Origin of the sequence: Streptomyces albus subsp. albus, from assembly GCF_000719865.1 — a bacterium.
GTDB lineage: Bacteria > Actinomycetota > Actinomycetes > Streptomycetales > Streptomycetaceae > Streptomyces > Streptomyces albus_E.
In genome coordinates, this window is record NZ_JOID01000018.1 from 40,349 (window position 1) to 64,196 (window position 23,848).

Genomic DNA, 23,848 nt, shown 5'->3' on the forward strand with positions numbered 1-23,848 from the left:
GCCGTCGCGAGGCACGCCACCGAGGGTTTCAGTCCGACCTCGGCGTACGCGTCGCCGGACGCCCGGACGATGAGGAGCACCGATCCCATGTCAGCTGAGCAGCCCGGCCCCGCCTCCGGCGGCCCGGCCACCTTCGTCAACAGCTTCACCCTCCGCACCACCCCGGAGGAGTTCGAGGACGTCTTCGCCCGTACGGCACGCTTCATGGAGCGCCAGCCCGGTTTCCTCGGCTACAGCCTCGTACGCCACCTGGAACAGCCGCAGGCCTACGTCAACATCGCCCGCTGGGCCGACGTCGGCTCCTTCCGCGCCGCCGTCGGCCAGGCCGATTTCCGGCCGCACGCCGAGGCGTTGCGGGCGATCAGCAGCAGCAGCTCGAATCTGTACCTCGAGCGCCACAGCGCCACCGGGGAGGCACGATGACCCGGCGGGTCGCGATCACCGGCATCGGAGTGGTGGCCCCCGGCGGCATCGGCACCAAGCAGTTCTGGGAGACCATCACCGGCGGCCGTACCGCGACCCGGACCATCAGCCTCTTCGACCCGGCGCCCTTCCGCTCCCGGATCGCGGCCGAGTGCGACTTCGAGGCCGCGGAGCACGGTCTGAGCCCCGAGGACGTCGGACGGCTCGACCGGGCGGCACAGTTCGCCCTGGTCGCGCTGCGCGAGGCCGTCGCCGACAGCGGTCTCGAACCCGACCCCGACACCGCCCACCGCACCGGCGTCAGTCTCGGCAGCGCGGTCGGCTGTACCCAGAAGCTCGAAGAGGAGTACGTGGCGCTGAGCGACGGCGGACGGGAGTGGCTGGTCGACCACACCGCCGCCGGCGTGCACCTGTACGACCATTTCGTCCCGAGCTCCATGGCCGCCGAACTCGCCTGGGAGGCCGGCGCCGAAGGCCCCTGCACCGTCGTCTCGGCCGGCTGTACCTCCGGCCTCGACTCGGTCGGGCACGCGGCGGCCCTCATCCGCGAGGGCACTGCCGACGTGATGATCGCCGGAGCCACCGATGCCCCCATTTCCCCGATCACCGTGGCCTGCTTCGACGCCATCCGGGCCACCTCGCCGCGCAACGACGACCCGGCGACCGCGCTGCGTCCCTTCGACGGCACCCGCAACGGCTTCGTCCTCGGCGAGGGTGCCGCCGTCCTGGTCCTCGAGGAGCTCGGAGCGGCCCGGCGCCGGGGCGCCCATGTGTACGCCGAGATCGCCGGCTACGCCTCCCGGGGCAACGCGTACCACATGACCGGACTGCGCACCGACGGACGCGAGCTGGCCGCCGCCGTCGACGCCGCCCTCGACGAGGCCCGGCTCGGGCCCGACGCGCTCGGCTACGTCAACGCCCACGGCACCGCCACCAAGCAGAACGACGTGCACGAGACCGCGGCCATCAAACGCAGTCTCGGAGCCGATGCCCACCGGGTCCCGGTCAGCTCCATCAAGTCGATGATCGGGCACTCGCTGGGCGCCATCGGCTCCATCGAGATCGCCGCGACCGCGCTGGCCCTCGAACACGGCGTCATCCCGCCCACCGCCAACCTGACCGACCCCGACCCCGAGCTCGACCTGGACTACGTCCCCCTGCACGCCAGAGAGCAGCACATGTCGGCCGCGCTCACCCTGGGCAGCGGCTTCGGTGGCTTCCAGAGCGCCATGGTGCTGCGCCGGCCCGAGGGGTGGGCCGCATGACCCCCGTCGTGGTCACGGGCATCGGTGTCGTCGCCCCCACCGGTATCGGACTGGACGCCTACTGGGCGGCGACGCTGCGCGGCGAGGACGGCATCCGACGCCTCCAGGCGTTCGACCCCAGCCGCTATCCGACGCGCCGGGCGGGTGAGGTGACCGGGTTCGAGGCGGGTGACCACCTGCCCGGCCGGCTGATCCCGCAGACCGACCGCATGACTCAGTTCGCCCTGGCCGCGGCCGACTGGGCCGTCGCCGACGCCGGCATCGACCTCGACTCCGTGCCGTCACTGGATCGCGGGGTCATCACGGCCGGCGCCTCCGGGGGCTTCGGCTTCGGCCAGCGCGAGCTCCAGCACCTGTGGGGCGAGTCCCCCAAGAAGGTCAGCGCCTACATGTCGTTCGCCTGGTTCTACGCCGTCAACACCGGCCAGATCTCCATCCGGCACGGCATGAACGGGCCGACCGGCGTCTTCGTCGGTGAGCAGGCCGGCGGTCTGGACGCCCTCGCCCACGCCCGACGCCAGATCCGGGCCGGTGCGCAGCTGATGATCTCCGGCGGTATGGACTGCTCGCTGTGCCCGTACGGCATGGCCGCCCAACTGGCCGGTGGACGGCTCACCGCCGACACCTACCGGCCCTTCGACGACCGGGCCTCCGGTCATCTGCCCGGCGAGGGCGGCGCTCTCCTGACCCTGGAGAGCGGCGATCGGGCCCGTGAGCGGGGACGCGGTCACTACGGCGAGATCGCCGGGTTCGGCGCCACCTTCGACCCCCGCCCCGGATCCGGGCGGCCCTCGGCTCTGCGCCGGGCCGTCGAGCAGGCGCTCGCCGACGCCGGAACGGGGCCGGAGGAGATCGCCGTCGTCTTCGCCGACGGTGCGGGTGTGCCCGAACTCGACGCGGCCGAGGCCACCGCGCTGACCGAGGTCTTCGGCGCGGGAGGAGTCCCGGTCACCGTGCCCAAGACAGCCACCGGCCGGCTCTACTCCGGTGCCGGTCCGCTCGACGTGGTCGCCGCCCTGATGACCCTGCGCGAACAGCTCGCCCCGCCGACGGTCAACGTCACGCGGGTTCCCGACGTCTACGGTCTCGACCTCGTCGTCGGCAGGCCCCGGCCCGTCTCCGGCACCGCGGCACTGGTCCTGGCCCGCGGCCACCACGGCTTCAACAGCGCCATGGTCGTACGGGCCCCCGCGCCCGCCGACGCGGTCGCTGCCCGGTCCGGGGGGAGGGCGGCGGCGTGAACGGCGGCGAGCTGTACATCAGAGCGACCGGGACGTGGCTGCCTCCCGTCGAGCAGGTCGCGGACGCGGTCGCGGACGGCCGCTGCGACGCGGTCGTCGCCCGCTCCACCCGGATGGAGTCGGTGACCGTCTCCGCGGACGATCCGGCCCCCGAGATGGCGGCCCGGGCCGCCCGGACCGCACTGGAGCGGGCCGCCGCCGAACCGGGCGACATCGACCTGGTGCTGCACGCCAGCTTCTACTACCAGGGCTTCGACCTGTGGGCTCCCGCCTCGTACGTTCAGCGCACCGCCGTCGGCAACCAGTGCCCCGCGATGGAGATCCGGCAGGTCTCCAACGGCGGCATGGCGGCACTCGACCTGGCCTGGGCCTACCTGGCCGCCGACCCGGCCCGGGTGGCGGCCCTGCTGACCACCGGGGACCGGTTCTGCCTGCCCGGGTTCGACCGATGGCGCAGTGACCCGGGAACCGTCTACGGCGACGGCGGCACCGCCCTCGTGGTCTCACGGCACTCCGGTTTCGCCCGGGTCCGCAGCATCGCGACCGTCTCCGCGCCCGACCTGGAGGGCATGCACCGCGGCGACGACCCGTTCGGGCCCGCCCCGTTCAGCCACCGCGAGGTCGTCGATCTCGAGGCGCACAAGCGGGACTTCCTGGCCCACCACGGCGTGACCCCGACCGTCGCCCGGGTCGCCGCCGCGCAGGAGGCCGTCGTCAAGCAGGCGCTCGCCGACGCGGGGATCGGCCTCGCGGACATCGACCGGTTCGTCCTGCCGCACCTGGGCCACCGCAGGCTCCACGTCGCCTACTTCGCCAAGTTCGGGATCGACCCCGCGCGCAGCACCTGGTCCTGGAGCCGGACGATCGGGCACTTGGGCGCCGGAGACCCCTTCGCCGGACTCGACCACCTGGTCACCAGCGGGTCGCTCGGACCCGGTGACACGTGCCTGCTCTTCGGCGTCGGCGCCGGCTTCAGCTGGTCCTGCGCCGTGGTCGAGATCCTGAAAGCACCTTCCTGGAGGAACCGATGAACGGCGTGCGTCCGACCGCGGACGGGAAGGACGAGGCCGCGGCCCGCCCGGTCGCCCTGCTGCTGCCCGGCCAGGGGTCCCAGCACCTGCGCATGGCCGCGGGACTCGTAGCCGCCGAGCCCGTCTTCGCCGGGGCGATGGACGAGGCGCTGACCGCGCTGACGGGCCTCGGCGGGCCGGGCGAGGCCGGCACCGGCCTGCGCGAGGACTGGCTGGGGACCGACGACCCCACGGTGATGGACCACGTCACCCGGTCCCAGCCGCTGCTGTTCGCGGTGGACTACGCCCTCGGGCGGCTCGTGCTCAGTTGGGGCGTGAGGCCCGTCGCTCTGCTCGGCCACAGCATCGGCGAGGTGGCGGCCGCGGTCCTCTCCGGCGTCTTCACGCTGCGGGACGCCGCGGCCATGGTGCACGACCGCGTCTCGCGGCTGGCGGACGCGCCGCCCGGCGGGATGGTCGCCGTCGCCGCCACCCCGGAGGAGACGGAGCCCTTCCTCACGGACGGCGTGGTCGTCGGCGCCGTCAACGCGGCACGCCAGACGGTCCTCGCCGGACTCGACGACCCGCTGGGCACCGTCACGGCGGCACTGGCCGAAGCCGGGTTCGTGCTCCAGCGCGTACCGGCCTCCACGGCGTTCCACAGTCCGGCCCTGGCCCCGGCCATGAGCGGCGCCGGAGAGCGGATCGCCACCCTCCCCGTCGGTGAGCCCCGCATCCCGGTCATGTCCGGGTACACGGCACGGTTCCTGACGCCCGCCGAGGCGAAGGACCCGGCCTTCTGGTCCCGTCAGCCGGTCGCGCCGGTGCTCTTCTGGCCCGCCCTCGACGCGCTCCTCGCGAAGGGTGACCTGGTGCTGGTCGAGGCCGGTCCGGGGCAGGGGCTGTCCCAGCTGGCCCGCCGCCACCCGGCCGTGCGGTCCGGCGGCTCGGCCATCGTCCCGCTGCTGCCCGCCCGGCCGGGAACGGCCGAGGACGACGTGGCCGCGGTGCGCGCCGCCGCCGAGGCATTGCGGCAGCTCGCTCCGCTACCGGCCGCACGGGCGGTGTAGCGCGTGTCGAGTGCCTTTGTAGGCACGCGGCCTAGCGTCGCCCCTGGCGCTTTGCCCCTTCTTCCGTCCGTCGGATCCGCGGACCTCTCGTCCGAACCGGCGGACCTCTTCTCACCTGTCAGGATTCTTCTCCCGAGGACGGTGTCATGCTGACTGAGCAGACCAACAGCGAGTTGGGCCGGCATCTGCTGACCATCCGAGGCGTCCAGTTCATCTTCGGCGCCCAGGGCGATCCCTTCGCCATGATCCTTCGCGCCGGTGACGACGAGCCGCTCGGCCACGGGGCGCGTGCCCGTGAACTCGGCCTGCACGAGAGCAGCATCGGCGCGTGGGTCACCGGCGGCCGCGAACTCGGTGCTCGCATCCTCGGCGATGCGCGGTTCTCCCCGCGCCATGCCGAGGAGGGGTCCCAGCACCACCCGGGCGTCGACGTCTGGGAGAACCCGCTGCTGTGCCACGTCGTCCCCCTCGATGACGCCCACCTCAACCTCGACCCGTCCGCATACCGGAAGCTGGCCGAGGCGGCGGCTCCGCTGCTGTCGGCCGAGGCGCTCGAGGCCCGGCTGCCGGAGATCGAGGCGGTCTACCGCGAGACGCTGGCCGCGAGGGGCGAACGGTTCGACCTGTACCGGGACTTCGCCGTCCCCGCCGCCCTGCGTGCGGTGGCCGACGTGCTCGGCCTGCCCGAGGAAACCCGCGAGCGCCTCGCCGACCTGCACGCCGGCCTCGCCACCGCCCTGGACGCCGGGCACTGCCCGCAGCAGCTGGCGACCGCCCGGGCGCTGCTCACAGCCGTGACGGACCTGTCCGCCGAGCTGACCGGCCTGGTCGACGCCGGCCGCGCCACCGGCCTCGCCGCTCTCTCCGGCGCCTCGCCGCAGGACGCGGTCGCGATCGGGGCGCTCGCCGTGGTGGTGGGCGTCGAGGTCACCGCCACCGCCGTGTGCAACGCGGTGCAAGTCCTCCTGGACCACCCCGGGCAGTGGGAGCGGATCGGGCAGAGCCCGGAACTGGCCGGGGCTGCGGTCCGGGAGGCCCTGCGACTGGCTCCGCCGCTCAGGTTCGAGAGCCGTATCGCGCGCGAGCGGATCGAGTTCGACGGCAAGACCGTCGAAGAGGGCCGGCGCGTGGTGGTGCTTGTCGACGCGGCCAACCGCGACCCGGAGTCCTTCGCCGACCCGGACGCCTTTGTCCCCGACCGCGCCGACGGGGACCGTTCACTCACTCTCCTCGGCGGTCCCGCGGCGCCGGTCACCGAGGCGCTGGTCCGGGTCCAGACGGAAGCAGCGGTCCGCGTTCTCGCCGAGCTCCGGCCCGGCCTGCGCACGGGTGCCGAGGTGTTGCACCGCATGCGCTCGGCGGTGCTGCGCGGTGTCCTGCGCTTCCCGGTCGCATGACCGGACCGAACATCACCAGGGGAGGAGCACCTCGGTGCGTGTACTGCTGACAGCCTTCGCACAGGACGCCCATCTCAACGGCATCGTCCCGCTCGCCTGGGCGCTGCGGACCGCCGGGCACGAGGTCCGGGTGGCCAGCCAGCCGGCCGCGGTCGAGAGCATCACCCGGGCCGGTCTGACGGCCGTTCCGGTGGGCGAGAACCACCGGATGGACGCCGTCATCCCCACCGTCGGTCCCGGGATGCTCATGCACCACATGGACCGCGACTACCTCGAGAACCGTCCGGAGCGGCTGAGCCTCGACTACCTGCGGGTGTCGAACGCGATACTGACGGCGACCTTCTACGCGCAGATCAACAACGACACGATGATCGACGCGCTCGTCGACTACGCCCGGTTCTGGCAGCCGGACCTGGTGCTCTGGGAACCTTTCACCTTCGCCGGGGCCGTCGCCGCCAAGGCGACGGGAGCCGCCCACGCCCGGCTGCTGGCGTTCCCCGACCTCTTCGCCCACACCTATCTGACGCTGCGCCGCCGTCAGGCGGAACTGCCCGGGGAGCTTCGCGACGACCCGTTGGAGGAATGGCTGGCGTACACCCTCGACCGGCACGGCGCGACGTTCGATCCCGACGTGATCACGGGACAGTGGTCGGTCGACCAGATGCCCCCCGGTGTGCGGATGGAGCTCGGTCTGCCGACGGTGCCCACGCGCTACGTGCCGTACAACGGGCCGGGCCCGGCCGTCGTACCGGACTGGCTGCGCCGGCCGCCGGAGCGCCGCCGCGTCTGCCTCACTCTCGGGCTCACCATCCGGGACACGGAGTTCCCCAACGCCGTCGACGTCAACGACGTCTTCGCCTCGCTGGCCGACCTGGACGTCGAGGTGGTGGCGACGCTGAGCGAGCAGGAACTCGCCCAAGTGTCGCGGGTGCCGGACAACACCCGGGTAGTGGACCACGTGGCTCTGCTGGCCCTGTTGCCCACCTGCTCGGCGATCGTGCACCACGGCGGCGCGGGCACCTGGGCGACCGCCGCCGCGCACGGGGTGCCGCAGGTGGCGCTCGGCTGGATGTGGGACGCGATCTACCGGGCCCAGCGGGTGGAGGAGCTGGGCGCGGGGCTGCACCTGCACTCCGAGGGCCTGACCGTCGACATCCTGCGCGACAAGCTCATGCGGGTGCTCGACGACCCCTCGTTCACGGCAGGGGCGCGGCGGTTGCGTCTGGCCATGCTGTCGGCGCCGAGTCCCAACGAAGTGGTGCCCACTCTGGAAAAACTGACGGCACGTCATCGATTGCCGGCCGCGGCGCGCTGACGTGACGAGGACGGGAGAAGCGTGAACATCCTGGTGACCGGCGCGGCCGGCTTCATCGGCTCGCACTTCGTCAGAACACTGCTCGGCGGCGGATACCCCGGTCGCGAGGGGGACCGGGTGACCGTCGTGGACAAGCTCACCTACGCGGGAACGCTGAACAACCTGCCCTCGCACCACCCGCGGCTGAACTTCGCGCACGGCGACATCTGCGACACCACACTGCTGGACAAGGTGTTCCCGGGCCACGACGCGGTGGTGCACTTCGCCGCCGAGTCGCATGTGGACCGTTCGGTGGAGGGGGCCGAAGCCTTTATCCGCACGAACGTGCTCGGCACGCAGACCCTGCTCGAAGCGGCGCTGCGGCACGGAACAGGCGTTTTCGTCCACATCTCCACGGACGAGACGTACGGCTCCATCGCCGAGGGGCGCTGGACGGAGGACGAGCCGCTGCTCCCCAACTCGCCGTACGCGGCGTCGAAGGCGGCGGCCGACCTGATCGCCCGGTCGTACTGGCGCACCCACGGTCTCGACGTGCGCATCACCCGCTGTGCCAACAACTACGGCCCCGGCCAGCACCCCGAGAAACTGGTCCCGCTGTTCGTCACCCGGCTCCTCGACGGACGGCCGGTCCCGCTGTACGGGGACGGCTCGAACCTGCGGGAGTGGCTGCACGTCGACGACCACTGCCGTGCGGTGCGACTGGTGCTGGACGGGGGCCGGCCGGGGGAGGTCTACAACATCGGCGGCGGCACCCACCTGACCAACAAGGAGATGACCGGCCGCCTCCTCGCGCTGTGCGGTCGCGACTGGGACCTCGTGCAGCGGGTCCAGGACCGCAAGGGACACGACTTCCGGTACGCCGTGGACGACACGAAGATCCGCCGCGAACTGGGTTACGAGCCGCGCTGGTCGCTGGCGGACGGGCTGCGCGAGACGGTCGAGTGGTACGCCGCTCACCGTGCCCACTGGGACGCCCGAGGGGAGGATGCCGACGGGGGTGCTAAAACTTGAATATCCGGCCCCCCCTCACTATGCTCGCCGGGTACCCAAATTTGAGCACCCGAAAGAAGGGGTGGGCATGGGCGGCGCCGACCTGGTGATCCAGACCGAAGCTCTGAAGAAGAAATACGGCGACAAGGAGGCCCTCGCGGGACTCGACCTGGAGGTACCCCGAGGCGTCGTCTACGGGCTTCTCGGCCCGAACGGCGCCGGAAAGACAACCGCGGTCCGCATCCTCTCCACCCTGCTGAAGTGCGACGAGGGAATGGCCCGGGTCGCAGGCTACGACGTCGCCACCCAGTCGGCCCAGGTCCGCTACAGCATCGGACTCCTCGGTCAGCACGCGGCGGTGGACGAGGATCTGAGTGGACGTCAGAACCTTGTGATGTTCGGGCGCTTATACCATATCGGCAAGCGCAACGCGCAGAGCCGGGCCGACGAGCTGCTGGAGCGCTTCGGCCTGGCCGACGCCGCCGGCAAGCCGGCCAAGCAGTACTCCGGCGGTATGCGGCGGCGGCTCGACCTCGCCGCCAGCCTCATCCTGGCCCCGTCCGTGCTGTTCCTCGACGAGCCCACCACCGGGCTCGACCCGCGGGGCCGCAACGATGTCTGGGAGTCCGTCCGCGGCCTGGTCGCCGAGGGCCGCACCGTCCTGCTGACCACCCAGTACCTCGAGGAGGCCGACCAACTGGCCGACCGGATCGCCCTCATCGACAACGGCAGGGTCGTCGAGTCCGGCACTCCCGACCAGCTCAAGAACAAGATCGGCGGCGACCGGATCGATGTCGTGCTCCGCCGGTCCCACGACATCGAGCGCGCCGCCCGCGTGATCGGCGCCCTGCTGCGCTCCGAGCCCGAGACGGACGCCGACAACCGGCGCGTCAGCGTCGTCGTCGCCAACCGGGTCGCCGCCCTCACCGCCGTGACCCGCGAGCTTGACGACGCCGGCATCGAGGCCGAGGACATCGCCCTGCGCAGGCCGACACTCGACGAGGTGTTCCTGAACCTGACCGGAAACGGGGCGGCCACGTCCGCCGAGCCGAGCCTCAAGGAGGTCGCCCAGTCATGACCGCGATCATCGCGCCCGAACCGCCCAGGAACCCACTGGCCAAACTGGGCTGGGTCCTCGCGGACTCCTGGACGCTCACCCTCCGCGGACTGTCCCACTGGGCCCGCAACCCCACCCAGATCCTGGCCGGCCTCGCGTTCCCGATCCTGATGGTGCTGCTGTTCGGCGGCATCTTCGGCAGCGGCATGCAGGTCGAGGGCGGCGGGGACTACATGGAGTTCCTGATGCCCGGCATGTTCGTCATGTCGATGGCCTTCGGTATCGGCGAGACCATGGCCGGCGTCACCGCCGACGCCTCCAAGGGCGTCACCGACCGGTTCCGCTCCATGCCCATGTCCGCCGCATCGGTGGTCATCGGGCAGAGCATCGTCAACATGCTGTACAGCACCGTGGTCCTGATGATCCTCATGGGCTGCGGGGTCATCGCCGGGTGGGGCTGGAACGACGGGATCGGGCAGGCGCTGGGCGCCTTCGCGCTGCTGCTGCTGCTCCGGTTCGCCCTGCTGTGGGTCGGCATCTACCTCGGGCTGATCATCAGCACCCCGGAGGCGGCCTCCGCCGTCTACACCCTGCTCTTCCCGCTCGGCATCGTCGCCAACACCTTCGCCTCCCCGGAGATGATGCCGGGCTGGCTGGCGACGATCGCCGAGTGGAACCCGCTGTCGTCGACCGCCCACGCCACCCGTGAGTTGTTCGGCAACCCGGGTGTGGGGGGCACCTCGTGGATCGCCGAACACGCGATGTTCATGTCGTTCGTCTGGCCGCTCGCGATCTTCCTGGTGTTCTTCCCGCTGGCCGTCCGCAAGTACCGCGCCCTGAGCCGGTAGGGACGGCCCCGTGCCGGGGTGTGAGCCGGTTACATCCCCCGGGCCGGCTCACACCCCCCAGCCCGCCCGCCACCCGGCGGGCGACTCGTCGAGCGGCGCGCGAGGTTCCCGCGAAGCGATGTCGACCACGTCCGGAGCGGCCGAACCTAGCGTGCATCGCATGACCCTCTTCGACATCGACATCGCGGAACTGAACGGCCCGGCCGACCTGTTGTCCCGGCACCGCGGCCGAACCCTGGTCATCGTCAACGTCGCCTCCCGCTGCGCCCTGGCCGGCCAGTACGCCGGACTGGAGACGCTCGCCCGCCGTCACCGCGAGGACGGGCTGAGCGTCATCGGAGTGCCCTGCAACCAGTTCGGCGAGCAGGAGCCGGGCACCCCGGAGGAGATCGCCGACTTCTGCTCCGTCCAGCAGATCTCGTTCCCGCTCACCGAGAAGACCGACGTCAACGGAGCGGACCGGCACCCCCTCTACGCAGCCCTGACCTCCTTCGCCGACGCGGAGGGCCACACCGGAGACGTGCGCTGGAACTTCGAGAAGTTCCTCGTCTCGTCCGCCGGCGCATGCGTGGGGCGCTTCGGCCCCACGGTCGACCCGCAGGACCCCGAACTCCTGCGCGCCGTACGCGCGCAGTTGCACTGAGTCTGTCGAGTCTCAGCTCCTCGACGACTCACACGATGCAGAGAGGATGATTTGTGAACCAGACGCCGGTTACCACAACCGACAAGGGCATTCAGGTCGTCGGTGCCCGAGAGAACAACCTGAAGGATGTCTCCCTCGTCATCCCCAAGAACCGGATCACAGTCTTCGTCGGCGTCTCCGGCTCCGGAAAGTCCTCCCTGGTCTTCGACACCGTCGCCGTGGAGGCCCAGCGGCAGCTCAATGCCACCTTCCCCTGGAACATCCGGCACGACCTGCCCAAGTTCGAACGCCCGCACGTGGACGCGGTCACCAGGCTGACCACCCCGGTGGTCGTCGACCAGCGGCCCCTGGGCGGCAACGCCCGTTCCACCGTCGGCACCGTCACCGACGTCTACACCGTGATGCGTGTGCTGTTCGCCAACCACGGCAACGACGGCCTCGGCCAGACCTGGCTCTACTCCTTCAACGACCCCAAGGGCATGTGCCCGGAGTGCGAGGGCCTCGGCCGCGCCCGGCGCCCCAATCCGGAACTCATGACCGACCTCGGCAAGTCGATCGCCGAGGGCGCCATCCTCCTCCCCGGTTACACCGTCGGCAGCGCGAACTGGCAGTTCTACGCCAACTATGAGCGCCTCGACGTCGACAAGAAGCTGGCCGACTACACGGACGAGGAGATGCACACCCTGCTGCACGGCAGCAGCGGCACGGTCGAGGTGACCTACCCCAACGGCAACGTGCTGGCCCTGCGCTACGAGGGCCTGGTGGACAGTTTTGTCCGCCGCCACCTCAAGCGGGACACGGGGGGCATGAGCAAGGCCGCCCGCGACAAGGTGGCCGAGTTCTTCACCGAGGGCGTCTGCCCCACGTGCGAGGGCGCCCGGCTCAACCAGAAGGCGCTCGCTACCCGTATCGACGGCCACAACATCGCCGACTGGTGCCAGATGCAGGTCAGCGACCTCATCGGGGTGGTCGCCGCGCTCCGGGAGCGGCTCGACACGCCGCTCGTCACCACCATCATCGAGACCCTGGAGCAGATCCAGGCCATCGGCCTCGGCTACCTCACGCTCGACCGGGCCACCTCCACGCTCTCGGGCGGCGAGGGCCAGCGGCTCAAGCTCGTCAACCACCTCGGCAGCGAACTGACCGGCCTGACCTATATCTTCGACGAGCCCAGCGTCGGCCTGCACCCCCGGGACGTCAGCCGGCTCAACAACCTGCTGCGCGCACTGCGCGACAAGGGCAACACGGTCCTCGTCGTGGAGCACGATCCCGACGTCATGGCGGTCGCCGACCACGTCGTGGAGATCGGGCCGCGGGCCGGCGTGCACGGCGGGACCATCGTCTTCGAGGGTGCCTACGAGGAGCTCCGCGTCACCGACACGCTGACCGGACAGGGGCTGCGGCGCACCGGCGGGATCAAGGAGACACCCCGTGCGTGGGGCCGGACCCTCCCGATCCGGAACGCGACGGTGAACAACCTGAAGGACGTCTCCACCGAGATTCCGACCGGGGTCCTCACGGCCGTCACCGGCGTGGCCGGCGCGGGCAAGAGCTCCCTGATCGCCCAGGCCTTCCGCGCCCAGTACCCGGGGTCCGTCTTCGTCGACCAGTCGCCCATCCCGCGGTCCTCGCGGTCCACCCCGGCGAGCTACCTCAAGCTGATGGACCCGATCCGCAAGCTCTTCGCCAAGGCCAGTGGCGAGGACGCCAGTCTCTTCAGCTTCAACTCCAAGGGCGCCTGCGAGGAGTGCGAAGGCCGCGGCCTGCTCATCACCGAGGTCGCCTACATGGACCCGGTCACCACGCACTGCGAGGTCTGCGAGGGCCGCCGCTTCAAGGAGTCGGTGCTCCAGCACCGGGTGCGCGGCAAGAACATCGCGGACGTCCTGGCGATGTCCGCCGAGGAGGCGGGGGACTTCTTCCTCTCGGGGCCGCTGCGCGCCAAGGCCAACGCCCTGATCGAGACCGGCATCGGCTACCTCGGACTCGGCCAGTCGCTGGCCACCCTGTCCGGCGGTGAACGGCAGCGGCTCAAGCTCGCGGACCGGCTCTCCGGCTCGGGGACGGTCTACATCCTCGACGAGCCGACCACCGGCCTCCACCTGTCCGACATCGACAACCTCGTCGGCCTGCTGAACCGGATCGTCGACCGGGGCAACACCGTCATCGTCATCGAGCATGACCTGGCCGTGATCTCCCAGGCCGACTGGGTCATCGACCTCGGGCCCGAGGGCGGCAACACCGGCGGCGAGATCGTCTTCACGGGGACCCCGGCCGAACTGGCACTGGCCGTCCACTCGCACACCGGTCAGCACCTGAGTCTGTACCTCGACCGGTAGAGGAGTCCCGCCCAGGCCGTCGCCACAGGCCCGTTGCGCAGAACCCTTGCGGACAGAAACTGTCCGCGAGGGTCCGTAGCGTGGTCGGTGTCAGACAGCAGGGCCCCCGACGCGGGGGCCGAGTGGGCGAAAGGCGGCGGTCATGGTCAAGCACGTTCCCGCGGAGGCACACGGCGACGAGCGCGGAGCACTGCTCTCCTTCCTCGCCGAGCAGCGCGGCGGCATCCGCCGGGCCCTGCTCGGGCTGACGGACGAGCAGGCCGTGAGCACTCCGAGCGCCAGTGAGCTGTCGCTCGCCGGGCTGCTCAAGCACGTCGCCGAGGTCGAGCAGGGCTGGATCGCACGCGCCAAGGGCGAGCCGCCGGCCGTCCACCGGGACGAGTCGAACTGGCACGAGTGCTTCCGGCTGGTCGGCGACGAGACCGTGGACTCGTGCCTGGCGTACTACGAGAAGGTGGCCGCCGACACGGAGGCGTTCATCCGCTCGGTGCCCAGCCTCGACGACACCTTCCTGTTGCCGAAGACGCCCTGGAACCCGAAGGACGAGCAGCTCTCGATGCGCTGGCTGTCCGCACCTGATCCGCGAGACGGCCCGGCACGCGGGCCACGCCGACATCGTCCGCGAGTCGCTGGACGGTGCGACCGCCTTCGAACTGGTGGCGAAAGAACAGGGCGGCAGCTGGGGCTGACCTCCCCGGTTCTACGCCGGCCCCATGTCAGCGATCGGTCTCCTGGTGCTCGGCGCGGTCCGCCAGCACGGGCGGGCCCGTGGTTACCAGGTGCGCAACGATCTGGAGTTCTGGGGCGCGCACGAGTGGTCCAACGCCAAGCCCGGCTCGATCTACCACGCCCTGAACGGCGTTGCTTCTAGAAGATGTCCGGGCACCAGGGCCTGCGGGAGGTGCGCAGCAGGCGGTCCGTCAGGGCCGCGGCACCCTCCCGGGCCTCCTCGGCCCGGCCCAGCGCCGTCAGCCGGACCGCCGACTCGTCGCCGAGGTACAGCGCGGCCAGGTCCGCCACGGAGAGGGTGAGGTCCGGTTCCGCCGTGGTGGGGGCGCAGGAGGCGCCGTCCGGCGCGGCGTCCAGCCGGAAGCGGCCGCCGGTGAGGCCGGTCTCCGCCGCGATCCCCGTCTCGTCGCGCACATCGAGGACGAGCGTGCCGGAGTCCGCGTAGGTGCGGGCCTCCAGGGCGCGCGGGATGTCCAGCAGCCGTATCCACAGGAAGTCCACCTGGCCCGTCATGCGGGCGGCGCGCGGGTCGGGCAGCAGCAGCGGCAGCAGGTCGTCGGGCGCGCGGAGCCCGGAGTCGACGCTCATCACCCAGTCCACCGACAACAGGAAGTGCCACAGGGCCCGTTCGGCGGCGGGCGTGAGGCCGAGCAGCTCGTGGACCGTCGCCTTGATCTGCGGCTGTGCGGCTTGCCATGTGCTGTCCGTCGTATACGTGAGCAGCCCCTCGACCTCGCCGCCCGGCGAGCGGTACACGGCGTGGAACGGTTCCGTCCACGGGCCCATGGACGGGTAGCGCAGATCGCCCGTGGCCAGGCGCCAGACGTGCTCGCCCCGGCTGACGAAGCCGGGCCGGCGGGCCCTGAGGCGCTCGTGCAGCTCCGGCCCCAGCTTCCGCACGCCGGCGCCGTCCGTGAAGTCGGTCCGGCCGCCGCACTCCGGGCCGGACCACCGCGGGTCCAGGCCGGTCCGGGGGACGTCCACCCGCCACTCGGCGGTCCAGGTGGCGGGGCCGAAGCCGAAGCGGCCGTAGATCGGGTACTCGGCGGCGATGAGGGTGGCGACAACGTCACCGCGCTCCCGGGCCTCCGCGAGATCGGCGGCCATCATCCGGCTGAGCAGACCGCGCCGCCGGTGCGTGGCGGCGACGGTGGCGTTGCTGATCGCGTCGGCCGCGACCGCCGCGCCGCCGACCACCGTCAGCTCCTGCGCGAAGCTGCGCAGCGTGCCCACGCAGCGGCCGCCGTCGAAGGCGCCGCGCACCCGCCGCATGTCGGTCGAGCCCCGGCGCGCCTCGATCTCCTCCTCGGACGTCTCCGGCGGCCGCAGGAACCCGGTGTGCAGGGTGCGGATCCAGTCGGGGAACTCGGCGTCGGTGACCGTGCGGATCTCGGGGCTCATGCCCGCCACGCTAGCCGCCGCCCGGTCAGAAGCTCGCGCGAATTTCTCCCACCCGGAGTCCGCCGCCGAGCACCGGGGCGTCCCCCAACCGTTCCGGCAGTGAACCGTCCACGCCCAGCAGCCGCAGCGCGCGCCGCAGCACCGGGCCGACGGCCCGCCCGCCGCCGTCCTCCACCTTCAGGGCCAGCGCCCGGCCGTCCGCCAGCGCGACGGCCTGCACCGCCTCGGCGCCCACCTTGGCCAGGGCGCCCGGCACCTCCCGCATCAGCCAGGTGTCGTGCCGGCGGGTTCCCGCGACGTACTCGGGGTGGGCGCGCATGGCGTCCGCCACCAGCCGTTCCGGAGAGCCCGGTGCGGCCAGGACGTAACGGCGGTAGGCGCGGGCCAGGCCGGTCAGCGAGACGGCCATCAGCGGGGCACCGCAGCCGTCGGTGCCGGTGTGCGCCACGCGTTCGCCGGTCGCGCTCTCGATCTCCTCGCGGACGAGCCGCTGCATCGGGTGCTCGGGGGAGAGATAGCCGTCCGTGGGCCAGCCGGCGGTGACGCAGGCGGTGAGCATCCCGGCGTGCTTGCCGGAGCAGTCCATCGCCAACCGGCTCCGGCCGCCGCCGGAGGCCAGCAATGTCTCGGCCTCGGCCGGGTCGAGCGGTAGCGCGGGCGGGGTGCACAGATCGGCCTCGGACAGCCCGGCGTCCGCCAGCACGGCGGCCACCAGGTCGAGATGGAACGGTTCACCGGAGTGGCTGCCCGCGGCCAGGGCCAGCCGCTCGCCGGAGAGCCGGGCGCCCGCGCGGAGCATCGCCGCCGCCTGCATCGGCTTGGCGGCGGAACGGGGGTAGACGGGTCCGGTCACGTCGCCGAGCGCCAGCAGTTCGCTGCCGTCGGCCGCCAGCAGCACCAGGGAGCCGCGGTGCCGGCTCTCCGTGAAGCCGGACCGGACCACCTCCGCGAGCACCGGCGGGGCGGCCGGTCCGGGATCGGAGGCGGCCGCACGGGGCCCGGTGCCGGGCGCCGCGGCGGGATCGGCGGCGGTCGGGGCGGCGGTTGGGGGGCGGCGGGTGTCCGTGGGGGGCATGCGACGTCTCTCCCGGGGGAACGCGGGGGTCCGCCCCGCGGCGGTCGCTCAGGCGAGCAGATCGTCCACCTGCGCCTCGCCCTCCCGGTAGCGGCGGGCGATCTCGGCGCTGCAGTCGTCGGCCGTCTGCTGCGTCACCCGCCGCCGCACCGACACCTCCTGCTCGCAGCGCATCAACCGGCCGATGCCGGAGCGCAGTTCGGAGTCCGTACGGGCGTGGAGATCGGAGAGGCCGACCTCGGACAGCATGTCCTCCGCGAGCCGCCGGTACTCCTCGCAGTGCGGTGTGCTCAGCGTCACATGGCGGGCGGAGGAGCGCACCGGCGACGGCTCGTCCGCCAGGATCCGCGACAGCCGCCGCAGGTCCAGCCGGCTCGCGTCCCCCGAGTCGGGCGCCGCGCGGCGGGCCAGCTCGGCGCGGAGGATGTCGATCCGGCCCTGGAGCAGCCGCCGCACATAGCTGAGGTCGGCCTCCTCGCGCCGGGCCCGCTGCCGCAGCGAGCGCAGCTCCGGCAGGGTCAGCAGGGCGAGGTCGTGCGCGGCGGAGCCGGGGGGCGACGCCGTGCGCTGGAGCGGCGGGCGCGGCTGAAGGGCGTCGGCCTGGTGGAGCATGGGCCCATCCTCGGGACGAGACGGATCGAAGCGAGGTGCTGCGGTGACGGCTGTGCCGGCGGTGAAAGCTGTGCCGGCGGTGGCGGCCGGGGCGCCGGCGTGCGGCGGGCCGGCCGGTCCGTGCCCGGGTGTCTGTCCGGCGCTGGTTGTACTCATCTGTGTCCCCTCCGTTCGGTACGGCCCCGTATCCGCGGAACTCGTACCGTGTGTCTGCATCGTGCCACTGTGAGTGCTGCACGTGCATGGCCAGCGCACCCGATCGAACCCGGTTGGCCGCAGGGCATGATGGTCCGTATGCGTGCGGTGGTACAGAGAGTCAGCGGTGCGAGCGTCGTCGTGGACGGCGAGACGGTCGGCGAGTTCCGGGAGCGCGGTCTGTGCGTGCTGGTCGGGGTCACGCACGACGACACGAAGGAGAAGGCGGAGCGGCTGGCGCGGAAGCTGTGGACCGTACGCCTCTTCGACGGCGGCGGTGACGGCGACGGAGACGGCGGTGACGGCGCGGAGGGCGGGGGACCCGGGTCGGAGAAGTCCTGTTCCGACCTCGGCGCCCCGCTGATGGTGATCTCCCAGTTCACTCTCTACGGTGACGCGCGCAAGGGGCGCCGCCCCACCTGGAACGCGGCCGCTCCCGGCGAACTCGCCGAACCGCTGGTGGACGAGGTGGTGGCCGTGCTGCGCTCGCTGGGCGCGCGGGTGGAGACCGGGCGGTTCGGCGCGGACATGAAGGTGTCGCTGACGAACGACGGGCCCTTCACGGTGCTGCTCGAAGTCTGACCCCGCGGCCGCCGTCACGGGCTTCCGGACACCGGTCCGGACACCGGTCCGGGGACCGGGGCACCCCCGCCGCCGTCGCCGTCACCCGCGCCGTCACTGCCGCCGTCACCCCCGCCGTCGTCCTCCGGTACCCGGACGGCGACCACGGCGATGTCGTCGTTGCTCTCCGCCACGACGCCCGCGACCAGTTCGCGGCAGAAGTCGGCCAGCGGCACGGTCGCGAGCCCGGCCGCCTTCCTGCGCAGCCACGCCAGGCCGGAGTCGATGTCCTGCCCCGGACGTTCGATCAGACCGTCGGTGTAGAGGAAGACGGTGGAGCCCGGCGGCAGCGGTTCGACCGAACTGCTGCGCACCAGGTCGGTGGCGAGCCCGCCGAGCAGCACGTCCTGCGCCCGGTCGAGATAGCGGGCGGTGCCCTCGGGGCCGACGAGCAGCGGCGGAGGATGGCCGGCGACGCTGTAGTGCAACTGCCGCCGCCCGCCGGGCGCGTGTTCGACCCGGGCCAGCACGCAGGTGGTCGTCGTCTCCTCGGGGTTGAGGATCTGCGTACCGAGGTCCAGCCGGCGCAGGATGTCCCCCGGCGGTTCCTGCCGGTCCACGACGAGGCCGCGCAGCATATTGCGCATCTTGCCCATGGTGATGGCCGCCGGGAGGTCGTGACCGGCGACATCGCCGATGATCAGCGTCACGGCGCCGTCGGGCAGGACGAAGGAGTCGTACCAGTCGCCGCCGACCTCGTCGGCCATCGGGCTCGGCTCGTAGCGGGCGACGATCTCCAGATCGTCGAGCCGGGGCGGCTCGGTGAGCAGGCTGCGCTGCAGGTCCAGGGCGATCCGCTGGGTCCGGCGGTATTCGAGGATGTGGCCGAGCGAGGGTTTCGACTGCTCGATCAGGTCCCGGATCAGCGCCAGTTCGGCCGGGCCCAGCGGCGGCCGGTCACCGGAGGCGTAGGCCGTGAGCACGGACACCACGACCTCGCCGACCGTGATCGGGATCATCACGAGGTCGTGGACGCCCACCGCGTTGGCCCACGCCAGCGTGCCGGGCGGTACGTCGCCGGGCTCGGCGGCGCCGGGCCGCAGACGCCGGCGGACCGGCCGCCGTTCACGGACCGCCCGGTCGAAGGCCGAACCGCGTTCCACCCGCTCGGTGCGCGGCTGGACCGGGGTCATGCCCTCCCGCACCAGTCCGTCGCGGACGGAGACGGCGACCCGGTTGATGACGAGCGGCTCGTCGGTGACCGGCTCCCTGGGCTGGGCGAAGAGGTAGAGGCCGCATCCGTCGGCCAGTTCGGGGACGATCGCCTCCCCGAGCGCGGCCAGGGCGTCCTCCACGCGGGTGGACTCGGTGACCGCCGAGGACACCAGGGCCAGCAGATCCTTCCGGCGGTCCCGCTGCCAGCGGTCCTCGACGTCGGCGCAGGCTCCCACCCACTCCACGACCCGGCCGCCCTCCCGGACCGGCACCCCGCGCAGCTCGTAGTGGCGGTACGAGCCGTCCGCGTGCCGCAGCCGGTAGGTGTGCCGGAACAGCTCCGGGATCTCCTCGACCGCCCGTTCCCAGGCCGCGGCCAGGCCCCGCCGGTCCTCGGGATGGGCGGTGCCCAGCCAGCCTTCCCCGAGGATCTCCCGCTCGCTCAGGCCGGTGACCTCCTCCCAGGACGGACTGCTCTCGGTGATCAGACCCGCCGGATCGGACACCCACACCATCTGCGTGCCGGCCGTGACCAGGCTCTCGTAGCGCTGGAGGGCCCGGCGGCGCTTCTCGGCGAGCAGCCGGATCTCCTTCCGGGCGGTGACCTCCGCGGTGATCTCCAGGGCGACGAAGAGGACGCCCTGATCCTCCGGGCGGCCCCCGCCGTCCCGTGGGGTGGCCCGGGACATGCTGATGGTGAAGTACCGGTCCCGCAGCCGGCCGTGCTTGTCCCTGATCCGCACCGGGTCCTCGGAGGTGACGCGGAACGGCTCGCCGGTCGCCAGCACCCGGTCCGCCCAGTCGAAGGCGACCGCCTGCTCCAGGTCCGGCAGCGCCTCCCGGGCGGGCACCCCCAGCGGCCGGTCCCCGTAGAGCTCCTTGTACTCGGCGTTGGTGTAGACGAGTAGAAGGCGCGGGCCCATGAAGAGGGCCACCGCCACCGGCGCCGGGTCGAACAGGTCCAGGGCCGGTGTCGCGGGCACCATGCTGTCGGAACCTGTCATCGCCATTCCCGGAGGACGTGCCCGGCGGCTCGGCCTGCCTCCGCTGAGACGCCCGGCTGTCGGTCTGCGGCCGTATGCGGCAAATATCCCACCGATCGCGGGCGCCTTCACGCCGCGGGCGGCTCCGCTGCGCCATCCGGCCCCGTCACCGGCCTCCGGACCGGCCGTACGAGCCGCCCTACGGCTCGACGACGACTTCCTGGGAAGCGGCCGTGCCGTCGGCCAGCAGAGTGGCGTCCACCGGGACGTTCCGCTTCACCAGGGCGAGCGCGATCGGCCCGAGCTCGTGGTGGCGGGCGGAGGTGGTGACGAAACCGAGCTGCCGCCCGTCCGGACCGTCCGAAGCCAGCCGCACCGGGGCGCCGTGCCCCGGCAGCTTGACCTCGCTGCCGTCCAGGTGGAGGAAGACCAGCCGGCGCGGCGGGCGCCCCAGGTTGTGGACCCGCGCGACCGTCTCCTGGCCGCGGTAGCAGCCCTTCTGCAGATGCACCGCCGTGTCCAGCCAGCCCAGCTCGTGCGGGATCGTGCGGTGGTCCGTCTCCATCCCGAAGCGCGGCCGGTGCGCCTCGACGCGCAGCGCCTCCAGCGCGAGCGTGCCGACGGCGGGTCCGTGGGACGCGGCGAACGCCTCCAGATCCGCGCGCGGCAGGAACAGGTCGCGCCCGTACGGGGTCTCCCGGACGACGACGCCCTCGGGGGCCTCGGCGATCGAACCGGCCGGGAGGTGGACGACCGCGTAGCCGTCCGTCGCGTCCGCGACCTCCACCCGGTAGAAGAACTTCATGCTCTCCAGGTAGGCGATCAGCGCGGCCTCGGTGCCGGGCTCCACATGAGCCCACGTGGTCGCGCCGTCGTCCACGAGGTAGAGCGCGTGCTCGATGTGGCCGTGGGCCGAGAGGATCAGCGCGTCGGTGGCTTGGCCCGGCGGCAGTTCGCTGACGTGCTGGGTGAGCAGCAGATGCAGCCAGCCGAGCCGGTCGTCACCGGTGACCGTGACGACTCCGCGGTGCGACAGGTCGACGAAGCCGGTGCCGTCGGCGAGCGCGCGCTGCTCCCGGAACAGATCGCCGTAGTGCGCGGCGACCCCCTCGTCGGGCGCCTCGGCGGCGACGGCGCCGGGCAGCGACAGCAGGGGGCTGGCTCGGTGGTGTGGCTGCTCCATAGGACCAGCCTACGACCCGGCCTCCGCCGCGTCCGCCCCGCGGTGGGCGGCGTATCGCGCGGGGGTGCCGGAGGAGTCGTCCGCGGGGGTGCCGGCGGAGTCGTCCGCGGTGGTGGTGGCGGGGGCGTCGCCGGTGGTGGCGGAGCGGGCGTCCCCGGCCGGGCCGGCCGCCCGCGCCGAACAGGCCGCGCACCGGCCGAAGATGGCGAAGTGCTTCATATCGGTGTCGAAGCCGAAGGTCTCCCGCAGCCGCGCGGTGAAGGCGTCCGCGACGGAGAGATCGGCCTCGATCACCTCCGAGCAGTCCCGGCAGACCAGATGCAGATGGTGGTGCCGGTCGGCGAGGTGGTACGTCGGAGCGCCGTGCCCGAGGTGGGCGTGGCTGACCAGGCCCAGCTCCTCCAGGAGCTCCAGCGTGCGGTAGACGGTGGAGATGTTGACGCCCCCGGCGGTGCGGCGCACCTCGGTCAGGATCTCGTCCGGTGTCGCGTGCTCCAGCTTGTCCACGGCCTCCAGCACGAGCTGGCGCTGCGGGGTCAGCCGGTAGCCGCGCTTCCGTAGATCGCTCTGCCAGTCGGTGGTCACCACGAGCCCAGTGTAGGAGCCCCGCGGGGCCGCGCGTCCGGACGGCGTTCGACGGGCCGGGCGCGGCCGGCCTCCGCACCCGGCTCCCACCGTGTGATCCGGAACCATCCCCTCCCAGGGGGTTGACCCGCGAGTCGAACATCTGGAGGGTTACGGATGCTTTGTCTTTCGGTTTGTGCCGACCTCCCCCCACCGGCCGGTGCTCAGCCGTCACTGAGCGCATCCGTTTTTCGTGGATCCGCGGATCCGTAGAGCTGTAGGTCTGGCCGAGGGGCTTCCCCCGGCCCGGGAGGTGGGCCCCATGAAGCAGGCTTCGTCACTGGACGTGGCGGACGACGCGGAGCTGCGGACGTACCGCACGAGGCTGGTCGCGGTGCCGCAGCGCTTCGCCGTGGCCCGCAAGTCCGTCGGCGCGCAGCTGCGGCTCTGGGGCTACGACGGCCTGATCGACTCCGCCGCCATGTGCCTCACGGAACTGCTGGCCAACGTCCACCGGCACGTGAGCTCGCACGAGTGCGGTCTGACGCTCCAGGCGCTGCCCGAGGGAGTGCGGATCTCCGTCAGCGACCGCTCTCCCGCCCTGCCCGTCGCCGACGAGGAGCCGGACTGGAACGCGGAGCGCGGGCGCGGCCTGTTCCTGCTCAGCCGCACCGCCGACCGCTGGGGCGCCGAGCGGACGCCGACCGGCAAGGAGGTCTGGGTGCTGCTCCTGGACCCGGGGCGGGCGGGCGCGTGACGGCGCGGCGGGCCGCTTGAAGAGGCGCGCTGTTCGAGGCGCGCTGCTCGAAGAGGCGGCGGCTTGCCCGAGGAGGCGGCGGCCTACTTGAAGAAGGCGATGCCGTCGTCCGGGAGGTCCTTCAGGTCCTTGGCCCATTCGCTCGGGTCCACGACCTTCTTGAGGTGCGCCGACATGTACGGGCGCAGCTCGACCTCCGGGGTGGCCTTCTCGCCGACCCACATCAGGTCGCTCTTCACATAGCCGTAGAGCCGCTTGCCGCCGGAGTACGGGCCGGAGGCCGCGGTGCGGGCCACGGCGTCGGTGACCAGGTCGATCTGCGGCTTCTGGTCCGCCAGTTCGCCGTACCAGACCTCGACGACGCCGTCCTGCCGGACCATGACGACCTCGACCTTGCGCTCCTTGTCGATGCGCCAGAAGCCCTTCTCGGACTCCAGCGGCCGGACCTTCTTCCCCTCCGCGTCGAGCTCCCAGGTGTGCGAGGTGTACTCCAGGAAGTCCCGGCCGTCGTGGCCGAAGGTGACCTCCTGGCCGAAGTTGCACTTCTCCGCGCCCGGGAAGTCGTGGACGCCGGCCCCCTCCCAGTTGCCGAGGAGGAAGGCGAGCGGGACGAGGTCCGGGTGCAGGTCGGACGGGATCTCGATCATGAGTTCAGGCCCTGGCGATCTGTGGGGTGCGGTGTGGTGCGGTCGGTGCGGAGGCGGCCGGTCAGCGCTGTCCCTGGTACAGCTTCTTCCAGGTCAGAGCGCCGAACGCGAGCACGCCGACGACGACCAGGACCAGCAGCACGGTGAAGAATGCCTCAAGCACGGGAGCGCGCCTCTCGGAAGGGGGAACGACGGACCTTCCCCGAGTCTAGTCGGCGCCGCCCGGGGCGGCGGTGTGAGGTCCACCGCCGCCCCGGAACCGGCCGGACCGGGTGCGTCCGCCGTACCGGCGAGGCCGCTCGGCCGCTCAGCGGTTCGGCGGCTCGGC

General features: G+C 72.1%; 21 protein-coding genes and 2 pseudogenes. 16 read left to right on the forward strand and 7 right to left on the reverse strand.

Translation table 11 applies throughout. The annotated features are described in order from the left end of the window. The first annotated feature begins 87 nt into the window (after positions 1-87). From IF83_RS0119780 to IF83_RS34885, 14 genes and pseudogenes are all read left to right on the forward strand, one after another. On the forward strand, positions 88-423 hold the full coding sequence (locus tag IF83_RS0119780; protein ID WP_030545954.1) for an antibiotic biosynthesis monooxygenase family protein: 336 nt from the start codon (positions 88-90) through the stop codon (positions 421-423). Beyond that, positions 420-1,688: a beta-ketoacyl-[acyl-carrier-protein] synthase family protein gene (locus IF83_RS0119785; RefSeq protein WP_030545955.1), complete on the forward strand. Its 1,269-nt coding sequence runs from the start codon at positions 420-422 to the stop codon at positions 1,686-1,688. Before IF83_RS0119780 ends, IF83_RS0119785 begins: the two co-directional genes overlap by 4 nt. Next, complete coding sequence (locus IF83_RS0119790) at positions 1,685-2,929, forward strand: ketosynthase chain-length factor (protein WP_030545962.1); 1,245 nt, start codon at positions 1,685-1,687, stop codon at positions 2,927-2,929. The genes IF83_RS0119785 and IF83_RS0119790 overlap by 4 nt, the downstream gene beginning before the upstream one ends. After that, entirely contained in the window at positions 2,926-3,960 is a 1,035-nt protein-coding gene (locus tag IF83_RS0119795; RefSeq protein WP_030545964.1) for a ketoacyl-ACP synthase III family protein, read from the forward strand. Before IF83_RS0119790 ends, IF83_RS0119795 begins: the two co-directional genes overlap by 4 nt. Then, entirely contained in the window at positions 3,957-5,009 is a 1,053-nt protein-coding gene (locus IF83_RS0119800; protein WP_030545967.1) for an acyltransferase domain-containing protein, read from the forward strand. The genes IF83_RS0119795 and IF83_RS0119800 overlap by 4 nt, the downstream gene beginning before the upstream one ends. A gap of 146 nt (positions 5,010-5,155) precedes the next feature. After that, the gene (locus IF83_RS0119805) at positions 5,156-6,406 is read left to right on the forward strand and encodes a cytochrome P450 family protein (RefSeq protein ID WP_030545969.1); all 1,251 of its coding nucleotides are present in this window, start codon (positions 5,156-5,158) and stop codon (positions 6,404-6,406) included. A 34-nt stretch (positions 6,407-6,440) separates the two neighbouring features. Continuing rightward, positions 6,441-7,721, forward strand: coding sequence for an activator-dependent family glycosyltransferase (locus IF83_RS0119810; RefSeq protein ID WP_030545971.1), 1,281 nt, complete (start codon positions 6,441-6,443; stop codon positions 7,719-7,721). A 21-nt stretch (positions 7,722-7,742) separates the two neighbouring features. After that, complete coding sequence (gene rfbB, locus IF83_RS0119815; RefSeq protein WP_030545974.1) at positions 7,743-8,732, forward strand: dTDP-glucose 4,6-dehydratase; 990 nt, start codon at positions 7,743-7,745, stop codon at positions 8,730-8,732. Positions 8,733-8,799: 67 nt separating this feature from the next. After that, positions 8,800-9,789 carry a daunorubicin resistance protein DrrA family ABC transporter ATP-binding protein gene (locus IF83_RS0119820; protein ID WP_030545976.1) on the forward strand — a complete coding sequence of 330 codons (990 nt, stop codon included), beginning with the start codon at positions 8,800-8,802 and terminating at the stop codon, positions 9,787-9,789. Further along, positions 9,786-10,616: an ABC transporter permease gene (locus tag IF83_RS0119825; RefSeq protein ID WP_030545978.1), complete on the forward strand. Its 831-nt coding sequence runs from the start codon at positions 9,786-9,788 to the stop codon at positions 10,614-10,616. The genes IF83_RS0119820 and IF83_RS0119825 overlap by 4 nt, the downstream gene beginning before the upstream one ends. Before the next feature lie 160 nt (positions 10,617-10,776). Then, positions 10,777-11,259, forward strand: coding sequence for a glutathione peroxidase (locus IF83_RS0119830; RefSeq protein ID WP_030545979.1), 483 nt, complete (start codon positions 10,777-10,779; stop codon positions 11,257-11,259). Positions 11,260-11,312: 53 nt separating this feature from the next. After that, positions 11,313-13,598, forward strand: coding sequence for an ATP-binding cassette domain-containing protein (locus IF83_RS0119835; protein WP_030545981.1), 2,286 nt, complete (start codon positions 11,313-11,315; stop codon positions 13,596-13,598). A 142-nt stretch (positions 13,599-13,740) separates the two neighbouring features. Then, positions 13,741-14,287 (forward strand): annotated as a pseudogene (locus IF83_RS32310) (DinB family protein). Positions 14,288-14,311: 24 nt separating this feature from the next. Continuing rightward, positions 14,312-14,518: pseudogene (locus tag IF83_RS34885) on the forward strand (PadR family transcriptional regulator); the annotation flags it as partial. Here IF83_RS34885 and IF83_RS0119840 read toward each other — a convergent pair. The 3 genes from IF83_RS0119840 to IF83_RS0119850 are packed head-to-tail and all read right to left on the reverse strand — an operon-like array spanning position 14,466 to position 17,415. Next, positions 14,466-15,728, reverse strand: coding sequence for a GNAT family N-acetyltransferase (locus IF83_RS0119840; protein ID WP_030545983.1), 1,263 nt, complete (start codon positions 15,726-15,728; stop codon positions 14,466-14,468). The pseudogene IF83_RS34885 and the gene IF83_RS0119840 sit on opposite strands and share 53 nt — an antisense overlap. A gap of 25 nt (positions 15,729-15,753) precedes the next feature. Then, positions 15,754-16,803: an asparaginase gene (locus tag IF83_RS0119845; protein WP_030545985.1), complete on the reverse strand. Its 1,050-nt coding sequence runs from the start codon at positions 16,801-16,803 to the stop codon at positions 15,754-15,756. Between the two features lie 48 nt (positions 16,804-16,851). Beyond that, a complete protein-coding gene (locus IF83_RS0119850) occupies positions 16,852-17,415 on the reverse strand; it encodes an RsiG family protein (protein ID WP_030545987.1) in 564 nt (187 codons plus the stop codon). 294 nt (positions 17,416-17,709) lie between these two features. Between IF83_RS0119850 and dtd the strand changes: the two genes are divergently transcribed. Continuing rightward, positions 17,710-18,192 carry a D-aminoacyl-tRNA deacylase gene (gene dtd, locus IF83_RS0119855; protein WP_030545989.1) on the forward strand — a complete coding sequence of 161 codons (483 nt, stop codon included), beginning with the start codon at positions 17,710-17,712 and terminating at the stop codon, positions 18,190-18,192. Between the two features lie 14 nt (positions 18,193-18,206). Here the strand turns inward: dtd and IF83_RS0119860 are convergent, their stop codons facing one another. From IF83_RS0119860 to IF83_RS0119870, 3 genes are all read right to left on the reverse strand, one after another. Next, on the reverse strand, positions 18,207-20,390 hold the full coding sequence (locus tag IF83_RS0119860; RefSeq protein WP_078843663.1) for a SpoIIE family protein phosphatase: 2,184 nt from the start codon (positions 20,388-20,390) through the stop codon (positions 18,207-18,209). 178 nt (positions 20,391-20,568) lie between these two features. Next, entirely contained in the window at positions 20,569-21,552 is a 984-nt protein-coding gene (gene ygfZ, locus IF83_RS0119865) for a CAF17-like 4Fe-4S cluster assembly/insertion protein YgfZ (RefSeq protein WP_030545993.1), read from the reverse strand. Positions 21,553-21,561: 9 nt separating this feature from the next. Next, positions 21,562-22,140 carry a Fur family transcriptional regulator gene (locus IF83_RS0119870; protein ID WP_078843639.1) on the reverse strand — a complete coding sequence of 193 codons (579 nt, stop codon included), beginning with the start codon at positions 22,138-22,140 and terminating at the stop codon, positions 21,562-21,564. Positions 22,141-22,438: 298 nt separating this feature from the next. Here IF83_RS0119870 and IF83_RS0119875 point away from each other — a divergent pair, with 298 nt between their 5' ends. Continuing rightward, positions 22,439-22,873: an ATP-binding protein gene (locus IF83_RS0119875; protein ID WP_030545997.1), complete on the forward strand. Its 435-nt coding sequence runs from the start codon at positions 22,439-22,441 to the stop codon at positions 22,871-22,873. Positions 22,874-22,956: 83 nt separating this feature from the next. Here the strand turns inward: IF83_RS0119875 and IF83_RS0119880 are convergent, their stop codons facing one another. After that, positions 22,957-23,520 (reverse strand): heme-binding beta-barrel domain-containing protein, encoded by a 564-nt coding sequence (locus IF83_RS0119880; protein ID WP_030545999.1) that lies wholly within the window; start codon positions 23,518-23,520, stop codon positions 22,957-22,959. Between the last annotated feature and the right edge of the window lie 328 nt (positions 23,521-23,848).